This window comes from Methylorubrum podarium (assembly GCF_022179745.1).
In the GTDB taxonomy this organism is placed as follows: Bacteria; Pseudomonadota; Alphaproteobacteria; order Rhizobiales; family Beijerinckiaceae; genus Methylobacterium; species Methylobacterium podarium.
In genome coordinates this window covers 1-9,266 of sequence record NZ_BPRD01000576.1, presented here as the reverse complement: position 1 = coordinate 9,266, position 9,266 = coordinate 1, and the positions used below count along the sequence as shown (strand labels likewise).

Below are 9,266 nucleotides of genomic sequence, written 5' to 3'. Positions count from 1 at the left end.
CTTGGCCTCCGTCGCCTCCGGCTTGGCCGGCTCGGATTTGGCGGCCGGCGTCATCCCGGGGGATCCGGCGGGGCCGGAACGGAGCGACGGCTCGGGAGCGGGCGGGGCGATTCGCGCCTGGGACGGGAGCTTGGGCGTCGGCGCGGTCCGGGCCGCCGCGCGCCGCGGCGCCTCCGGGCGGCCGACCGCGTCGGGATTGACCCCGAGGGGATTGGACTCGGGCCGCGCGGCCGGCGGCACGCGCTCGATTCGGGCCTCGCGCGGCGCATCCCGCTCGCCGCCCAGGGGCGCATTGCGCAAACCAGGGACCGAGGGGATGTCGGCGGGCGGCACAATGCGCTCCGCCTCGCGGATCGGCCGGCGCGGACGCATGTCGTCCTCGGTCCAGCCGTAGCCGGGCGCCGCCGGACGGATCCGCTCGGAGGGATAGTAGACGCCGCCCAGCGGCTCGCGCCCGATCACGTCGCCCTCGCGGGCATCGACAACGAGCCGCAGCCGCTGGCCGCGGGGGCTCGTCGCCTCCACGCGGTAGTTCCGGCCGTCGTAACGGGGGCGGGCGATCTCGGTGAAGCCGCGGTCGCGCAGGTCGTCGACGACCTCCCGCGGCGGCAGCAGGCCGGCATCCTCGAAATAGACCGCCCGCGGCGGGCCGTACATCTCGCGGTAGAAGCCCTGGGCGGCGGCTTCCTGGAGGCCGGCCCCGGTCAGGAGCGCGGCGGCGAGCCCGAATCCGAGTCCGCGGCGCAGCGCCGCTGTCCGGACACGACCGATGGCATGACGGCTCGAAGCCATGGGGACCCCGCGAACCAAGCTTTAGCAGAGAGGAAGGTCCCGGGAGCCCGCTGTTGACCGCGGGTCCCCCGGCGTCACGGCAGACGCGATCCCCGCATTCCCTCCGTGCCGGCAAGGTTTTCTAAACGATTGAATGGGGCGACATTGCGGACCGGCCCGGAACCTGCCAGGGGCATCGGGACGCCGCGGTGTCTCGGGGCACGCCACGCGCCATTGAACCGCGGCTGCGCTGCGCGAATTCGACCCATGTTCAAAAGGCCGAAGGCGGTGGCCGGCGGCCCCTTGCTGGAATGAATGAAATCTGGCAACGTCCGCCTATAGGACAGCAAGACTGTCCCATTTGTCGCGCTTACCTTTTTGTCGTGCTTGGCCGTCCGGCGAGCTTTGGGGATTCATCACGTGATCGACGTGACGTCCGAACGAGCTGATAAACCGGTGATCGCCAAGGCGATCCGGGCGAGCGCCGGCTGAGCGAGCCGGGGTTCAGCCCGCGGGTTGGCGGGCGATTCCGGCAGGAAGAACCCCACCTGACCCGAATTGAAATGACGGCGGCGGCCCGATCACCGTTGGTGTTCGGGCATGAAACATGCTCGCGTGCGGGCAGGGTCGGAGATCTGCGGACGATGCGTGAAATCCCGTCTGAACTGTCGGTGCCGGCCGTGATCGGCGAGACCGTGGCCCCCGAGACGGCCGCGCCCTCGCGCGCCGGGGCGAAGCCGCTGATCCTGCGCGATCCGGCTCTTCCGCTGGCGGAAGGCGCCTACGACCCCGCCCACGAGCGCGATGCCTGCGGCGTCGGCTTCGTCGCGGACATGCACGACCGGCGCAGCCACAGCATCGTCGAGCAGGGTCTGAAGATCCTGGAGAACATCGACCACCGCGGCGCCGTCGGCGCCGACCCGACCATGGGCGACGGCTGCGGCATCCTCACCCAGATCCCGCACGGCTTCTTCTCGGAGGAATGCTCGCGCCTCGGCTTCGAGCTGCCGCCCGCCGGCCAGTACGCCATCGGCCAGTTCTTCCTGCCGAAGGACGCGGATGCCCGCGCCGCCATCGAGGCGATCGTCGAGAAGACGCTCGCCGACGAGGGCCTGCCGCTGCTCGGCTGGCGCGACGTGCCGGTGGATTCGAGCGACCTCGGCAAGGCGGTGAAGGAGACCGAGCCGCACCACCGCCAGCTCTTCATCGGCTGCCCGGCCAGCGTCACCGATCAGGACGCCTTCGAGCGGCGCGTCTACATCGCCCGCAAGGTGATCTCGAACCAGGTTTACGGCCTCGACGACGCGCGGGTGAAGGCGTTCTACCCCGTCTCCGTGTCGAGCCGGACCATCGTCTACAAGGGCATGGTGCTCGTGCACCAGCTCGGCCACTACTATCTCGACCTCAAGGACCCGCGCTTCGTCTCGGCGCTGGCCCTCGTCCACCAGCGCTTCGCGACGAACACCTTCCCGACCTGGCGCCTGTCGCACCCCTACCGGATGGTCGCGCATAACGGCGAGATCAACACGCTGCGCGGCAACGTGAACTGGATGGCCGCGCGTCAGGCCAGCGTCGATTCGGAGCTGTTCGGCAACGACATCTCGAAGCTCTGGCCGATCTCCTACGAGGGCCAGTCCGACACCGCCTGCTTCGACAACGCCCTCGAGTTCCTCGTGCAGGGCGGCTACTCGCTCGCCCACGCGATGATGATGCTCATCCCCGAGGCCTGGGCCGGCAACCCGCTGATGGGCGAGGAGCGGCGCGCCTTCTACGAGTATCACGCCGCGCTGATGGAGCCGTGGGACGGCCCGGCGGCGGTCGCCTTCACCGACGGACGCCAGATCGGCGCGACGCTGGACCGCAACGGCCTGCGCCCCGCCCGCTACATCGTCACCGATGACGGCCTCGTCGTGCTCGCCTCCGAGATGGGCGTGCTGCCGATCCCGGACGAGAAGATCGTCCAGTCCTGGCGCCTGCAGCCGGGCCGGATGCTGCTGATCGACCTGGAGAAGGGCCGCATCGTCTCCGACGAGGAGATCAAGGGCGAGCTGGCCTCGGCGCACCCCTACGCCGAGTGGGTGAAGAACACCCAGATCGTGCTGGAGGATCTGCACCCGATCCAGCCGCGCGCCTCGCGCACGGACGTGTCCCTGCTCGATCGCCAGCAGGCCTTCGGCTACACCCAGGAAGACCTCAAGCTGCTCATGGCCCCCATGGCCGTGACCGGCCAGGAGGCGGTCGGCTCGATGGGTTCGGACACGCCGCTCTCGGCGCTCTCCGACAAGCCCAAGCTACTCTACACCTACTTCAAGCAGAACTTCGCGCAGGTCACCAACCCGCCGATCGACCCGATCCGCGAGGAGGCCGTGATGAGCCTCGTCTCGTTCATCGGGCCGCGGCCGAACCTGCTCGACATGGAAGGTGCCTCCCGCCGCAAGCGGCTCGAGGTCCGTCAGCCGATCCTGACCAACGGCGACCTCGAAAAGATCCGGTCGATCTCGCATTTCGAGGACCGGTTCGACACGAAGACGCTCGACATCACCTTTGCTGCCGAATCCGGCGCGGCGGCGATGGAGGGTGCGCTCGATCGCCTGTGCGACCGGGCCGAGGTCGCGGTGCGCGGCGGCTACAACATCATCATCCTGTCCGACCGGATGGTGGGGCCGGACCGCATCCCGATCCCGGCGCTGCTCGCCACCGCGGCCGTGCACAACTACCTGATCCGCAAGGGACTTCGCACCTCGGTCGGCCTCGTGGTCGAGTCGGGCGAGCCGCGCGAGGTGCACCACTTCGCCTGCCTCGCGGGCTACGGCGCGGAAGCCGTGAACCCCTACCTCGCCTTCGAGACGCTTGTTGCGATGAAGGACGAGTTTCCGCCGGACCTCACCGACGACGAGATCGTCTACCGCTACATCAAGTCGATCGATAAGGGCCTGCTCAAGGTCATGTCCAAGATGGGCATCTCGACCTACCAGTCCTATTGCGGCGCGCAGATCTTCGACGCGATCGGCCTGAACTCCGACTTCGTGGCCAAGGACTTCTTCGGCACGGCGACGACCGTCGAGGGCATCGGCATGGCCGAGGTCGCCCAGGAGACGGCGCTGCGCCACCAGGACGCCTTCGGCGACGCCCCGATCTACCGCAACGCCCTCGATGTCGGCGGCGAGTACGCCTACCGCCTGCGCGGCGAGACCCATACCTGGACGCCCGACACCGTGGCGACGCTGCAGCACGCGGTGCGCCTCGGCGCGGCCGAGCGCTACCGCGAATACGCACGGCTGGTGAACGAGCAGGAGAACCACCTCAAGACCCTGCGCGGCCTGTTCCGGATCAAGACCGCGGCCGATCTCGGCCGTCAGCCGATCGACATCGGCGCGGTCGAGCCGGCCGCCGAGATCGTGAAGCGGTTCGCCACCGGCGCCATGTCCTACGGGTCGATCTCGAAGGAGGCGCACGAGACGCTCGCCATCGCGATGAACTCGTTCGGCGGCCGCTCGAACTCGGGCGAGGGCGGCGAGGAGCCGCGCCGGTTCGTGCCGGGGCCCGACGGACGCTCGCGCCGCTCGGCCATCAAGCAGGTCGCCTCGGGCCGCTTCGGCGTCACGACCGAGTACCTCGTCAACGGCGACATGGTTCAGATCAAGGTGGCACAGGGAGCGAAGCCCGGAGAAGGGGGTCAGCTGCCCGGCCACAAGGTCGACGCCAAGATCGCCAAGGTCCGCTACGCGACGCCGGGCGTCGGCCTGATCTCGCCGCCGCCGCACCACGACATCTACTCGATCGAGGATCTGGCCCAGCTGATCTTCGACCTGAAGAACGTGAACCCGGCGGCCGACATCTCGGTCAAGCTGGTCTCCGAGGTCGGCGTCGGCACGGTCGCGGCGGGCGTCGCCAAGGCGCGCGCCGACCACATCACGATCTCCGGCTTCGACGGCGGCACGGGTGCGGCCCCGCTCACCTCGATCAAGCACGCGGGCGGCCCCTGGGAGACGGGTCTGGCCGAGACGCAGCAGACGCTCGTGATGAACGGCCTGCGCGGCCGCGTCGCGCTCCAGGCCGACGGCGGCATCCGCACCGGCAAGGACGTGATGATCGCGGTGCTGCTCGGCGCCGACCAGATCGGCTTCTCGACCGCACCGCTGATCGCGGCCGGCTGCATCATGATGCGCAAGTGCCACCTCAACACCTGCCCCGTGGGTGTCGCCACCCAGGATCCGGTGCTGCGCAAGCGCTTCAAGGGGACGCCCGAGCACGTCATCAACTACTTCTTCTTCGTGGCCGAAGAGCTGCGGGAGCTGATGGCGGCGATGGGCTTCTCGAAGCTGGAGGACCTGATCGGCCGCTCCGACCTCCTCGACAAGCGCGAGGCGATCGAGCACTGGAAGGCCCGCGGCCTCGACTTCTCCAAGCTGTTCCACCGGCCCGAGGTCGGGCCGGAGGTGGCGATCCGCCATGTCGAGACGCAGCACCACCCGATCGACACGGTGCTCGACCGCCGCCTGATCGCGGGGGCCGAGAACGCCCTCGCGACCGGCGAGCCGGTCGTGCTCACCGACGTGATCCGCAACTCGGATCGCGCCGCGGGCGCGATGCTCTCCGGGGCGGTCGCCAAGAAGTACGGCCATGACGGCCTGCCCGACGACAGCATCGTGGTGCGGCTCAATGGTACCGCCGGCCAGAGCTTCGGCGCGTGGCTCGCGGCGGGCGTCACCCTCGACCTCGTCGGCCACGGCAACGACTACGTCGGCAAGGGCCTGTCGGGCGGCAAGCTGATCATCCGTCCGAGCGACGCGCTGAAGGCGCCCCCCGCCCGCACGATCATGGCCGGCAACACCGTGCTCTACGGGGCGATCGCGGGCGAGTGCTACATCCGCGGTGCGGCGGGCGAGCGCTTCGCCGTGCGCAATTCCGGCGCCATTACCGTAGTCGAGGGCATGGGCGACCACGGCTGCGAGTACATGACCGGCGGCGTGGTGGTCTCGATCGGCGTGACCGGCCGCAACTTCGCGGCGGGCATGTCCGGCGGCATCGCCTACGTGCTCGACGAGGACGGCTCGTTCCGCGACCGCTGCAACCTGTCGATGGTCGATCTGGAGCCGGTGGAGGAAGAGGACGACATCATGCGCCGCTTCCACCAGGACGGCGACCTGGAGACCAAGGGCCGGGTCGACATCCTCGCCGACATGTCGGGACACGACGAGGAGCGGCTGTCGCAGCTTCTGACCAACCACCTGAAGTACACGGGTTCGCCGAAGGCCAAGCAGATCCTCGACGATTGGGCGGGCCACCGCACCAAGTTCGTCAAAGTGATGCCGGTCGAGTATCGTCGGGCCCTGCGCGAGATGGAGATGGCGCGGATGCCGGTGGCGGCGGAGTGATCTTGGACGGGTCGAAGGCGGACGCCGCAGGTGGAGATCACCTTCGACCCGGCCAAGCGCGACTGGACGCTTGAAGTCCGAGGCCTCGACTTCCTGCGCTGCGAGGAGGTCTTCGATGGGACCGAAACGACGCAGGAGGACAGGCGGGTCAGCTACGGTGAACAGCGTTGGACGACAGCCGGATGGCTGGACGGACGCATGGTCATCGTGGTCTGGACGATCAGGAATGGTACGCGGCGCATCATCAGCTTGAGGAAAGCCAATGAGCGAGAGCAAGCGCGCTTCGGCGGAAAACTTCGAGCAGCCGATGTCACCCGATGATATCGGCTTCGATCCGGACGATGCGCCGGAGCTCGATGACGAGTGGTTCGAGCGGGCCGATTTGAGCATCGCCGGCAAGCTCGTGCAACGCGGTCATCGCCCCGGCGAGACCGAACGGCTCGTCCTGCCGACCGAAATCGTCGAGCGCTTCCGCGCCCACGGTCCCGGATGGCAGATCCGAATCGAGGACGCCTTGAAGGAATGGATGGCCGAGCACCCGGAGCGGCTCTGAGTCATCGAACTGAGATCGGTGGGCCGCACGGTGCCCGGAGACTGAACACCGTCGCGAGGCGGCCACGAAGAGACGGACACGATGGGCAAGGTCACAGGGTTCCTCGAATACGACCGGCAGGAGCAGAAGTATCAGCTCGCCGCCGACCGCGTTCGGCACTTCCGCGAATTCACGCTGCCGCTCGACGAGCACGACCTGTCCAAACAGGCCGCCCGCTGCATGGATTGCGGCATTCCGTTCTGCCACGGCCCGACCGGCTGCCCGGTTCACAACCAGATCCCCGACTGGAACGACCTCGTCTACCAGTCGGACTGGGAGGAGGCCTCGCGCAACCTCCACTCCACCAACAACTTCCCCGAGTTCACCGGCCGCATCTGCCCCGCGCCCTGCGAGGAGGCCTGCACGCTGAACCTCGAGAACCAGCCGGTCGCCATCAAGACGATCGAGCAGGCGATCGCGGACCGGGCCTGGAACATGGGCTGGGTCAAGCCCGAGCCGTCGGCGACCCGCACCGGCAAGCGGGTGGCGATCGTCGGCTCCGGCCCCGCCGGCATGGCGGCGGCGCAGCAGCTCGCCCGCGTCGGCCACGACGTGCACGTCTACGAGCGCGAGCCCAAGGCCGGCGGCCTGCTCCGCTATGGCATCCCCGACTTCAAGATGGAGAAGCGCCACATCGACCGGCGCGTGAAGCAGATGGAAGCCGAGGGGGTCGTCTTCCACTACAAGGCCAATATCGGCGTGAACGTGCCGGTGGAGGAGCTGACGAGCCAGTTCGACGCCGTGCTGTTCTGCGGCGGCGCCGAGGATCCGCGCAACCCGCAGCTGCCGGGCCAGGAGCTCGACGGCGTGCACTACGCCATGCCCTATCTCGTGCAATCGAACCGCCGGGTCGGCGCCGAGCCGATGCCGGGCAACGGCGAGCTGCCGATCCTGGCGGCCGGCAAGAACGTCGTCGTCATCGGCGGCGGCGACACGGCGTCCGACTGCGTCGGCACCGCCTTCCGCCAGGGCGCGCTCTCGGTGACCCAGCTCGACATCCGCCCGCGCCCGCCGGAGCGCGAGGACAAGCTGACGGTGTGGCCCTACTGGCCGACCAAGATGCGCACCTCGTCGAGCCAGGCGGAGGGCGCCGAGCGCGAGTTCCAGGCGGCGACCCTGCGGCTCGAAGGCAACCGCAAGGGCCAGCTCACCGGCGTCGTCTGCGCCCGCGTGGACGAGCGGCGCCAGCCGGTCGAGGGCAGCGAGTTCGTGCTGCCGGCCGACCTCGTCTTCATGGCGATCGGCTTCGCCGGCTCGGTGCAGAAGGGTTTGGTCGAGGAATCGGGCGTCGCGGTCGACAAGCGCGGCAACGTCACCGCCAACGACGAGGACTACCTGACCTCGAACCCGAAGATCTACGTCGCGGGCGACATGCGCCGCGGCCAGTCGCTGGTGGTCTGGGCGATCCGCGAGGGCCGTCAGGCCGCCCGCTCGATCGACGAGGCGCTGATGGGCGCGACCGTCCTGCCGCGGTAGGGGGTCGTTTCCGGACGCTCGGAGGGCCGTCGCAGCGATGCGGCGGCCCTTCTTCTTGGGCGGGCCCGAGGCGCGACTATGGGCGCAATAACGCTTGCAAGCGCGAGACGCGACCCTAATGTGACTACAATGGTCACGGAGGATTCGATGCAGGAGATCCAGCTTCGCGAGGCGAAGGCGACCCTGTCATCCGTCATCGATCAGGCTCGAAGGGGGCAGCCCTCGATCATCACGAGGCATGGGCGGCCCGAGGCCGTGGTGCTGAGCTTCGAGGAGTGGCAGCGACTGTCTCAGGTTCCGTCATTCGGCAGGCTGCTGATGACGGCTCCCCTGGAAGCGGACGATCTGCCGGTGCGCGACGGCGGATTCAGGGATGCGGAACTCTGACGCTTGTACCTTGTCGACACGAACGTGCTCTCCGCCGGAGCACCGACCAAGGCCGTCGCCGTCGAGGACGTCACGGCCTGGATGGAGCGCAACACCGCCGCCCTGTTTCTCTCGGTCGTCACGATCGCCGAGATCGAGGACGGCATTGCCAAGTGTCGGCGGGAGGGAGCGAGCCGCAAGGCCGACCATCTGTCGGAATGGCTGGAGACACTCCTCCACCTCTACGTAGACCGGATTCTGCCGGTCGATCTCCAAACGGCACGGCACATCGGCGTCATGAGGGATCGTGCGAAGGGGCAGGGTCATGACCCCGGCTGGGCAGACCTCGCGATCGCCGCGACGGCCCGGCGCAACGCGTTCACGCTTCTGACGTGCAATCTCAGGCACTTCCGCCCGCTCGACGTGACGGCGCTCGATCCCTTCGAGGCGCTGCCCCCCGACATCGCCTGACACGGGCGTCCACGCCTCCGACCCACGCGGAGGGATCGGATCGCCTCACCCCGGCGGCCAGCGGAAATCGTCCGCCCGGCCGGGCTGGGGCAGGGGAGCGGCCCCCCGTTGCAGGCTGCGCTCGCGGGTGCCGGTGGCGTCGCCCTCCTGCGGGCGGCCGGTGAGCAGCGTGCCGCCCGGCGAAGTCTCGGTGCGGCCGAGCGGCACGACGG

7 protein-coding genes and 1 pseudogene are annotated in these 9,266 nt (G+C 68.9%); 6 read left to right on the top strand and 2 right to left on the bottom strand.

The window, feature by feature from the left end; genetic code table 11:
- Window positions 1-792 (bottom strand): hypothetical protein (locus tag MFF42_RS23835; protein WP_238258286.1); only part of this gene is annotated, 792 nt, incomplete at its 3' end.
- A 623-nt stretch (window positions 793-1,415) separates the two neighbouring features.
- Between MFF42_RS23835 and gltB the strand changes: the two genes are divergently transcribed.
- The 6 genes from gltB (at window position 1,416) to MFF42_RS23805 (ending at window position 9,054) form a co-directional block, all read left to right on the top strand.
- Window positions 1,416-6,149 carry a glutamate synthase large subunit gene (gltB, locus tag MFF42_RS23830; protein WP_238258285.1) on the top strand — a complete coding sequence of 1,578 codons (4,734 nt, stop codon included), beginning with the start codon at window positions 1,416-1,418 and terminating at the stop codon, window positions 6,147-6,149.
- Window positions 6,150-6,179: 30 nt separating this feature from the next.
- Window positions 6,180-6,470: a BrnT family toxin gene (locus tag MFF42_RS23825; RefSeq protein WP_238258283.1), complete on the top strand. Its 291-nt coding sequence runs from the start codon at window positions 6,180-6,182 to the stop codon at window positions 6,468-6,470.
- Window positions 6,457-6,702 carry a BrnA antitoxin family protein gene (locus tag MFF42_RS23820; protein WP_238258281.1) on the top strand — a complete coding sequence of 82 codons (246 nt, stop codon included), beginning with the start codon at window positions 6,457-6,459 and terminating at the stop codon, window positions 6,700-6,702. The genes MFF42_RS23825 and MFF42_RS23820 overlap by 14 nt, the downstream gene beginning before the upstream one ends.
- An 81-nt stretch (window positions 6,703-6,783) precedes the next feature.
- Window positions 6,784-8,217, top strand: a complete 1,434-nt coding sequence (locus tag MFF42_RS23815) for a glutamate synthase subunit beta (protein ID WP_238258280.1) — start codon at window positions 6,784-6,786, stop codon at window positions 8,215-8,217.
- Window positions 8,218-8,364: 147 nt separating this feature from the next.
- The gene (locus MFF42_RS23810) at window positions 8,365-8,604 is read left to right on the top strand and encodes a type II toxin-antitoxin system Phd/YefM family antitoxin (protein WP_238258278.1); all 240 of its coding nucleotides are present in this window, start codon (window positions 8,365-8,367) and stop codon (window positions 8,602-8,604) included.
- Between the two features lie 3 nt (window positions 8,605-8,607).
- The gene (locus MFF42_RS23805) at window positions 8,608-9,054 is read left to right on the top strand and encodes a type II toxin-antitoxin system VapC family toxin (protein WP_238258276.1); all 447 of its coding nucleotides are present in this window, start codon (window positions 8,608-8,610) and stop codon (window positions 9,052-9,054) included.
- 45 nt (window positions 9,055-9,099) lie between these two features.
- Here the strand turns inward: MFF42_RS23805 and MFF42_RS23800 are convergent.
- A pseudogene (locus MFF42_RS23800) lies at window positions 9,100-9,266 on the bottom strand (DUF459 domain-containing protein); the annotation flags it as partial.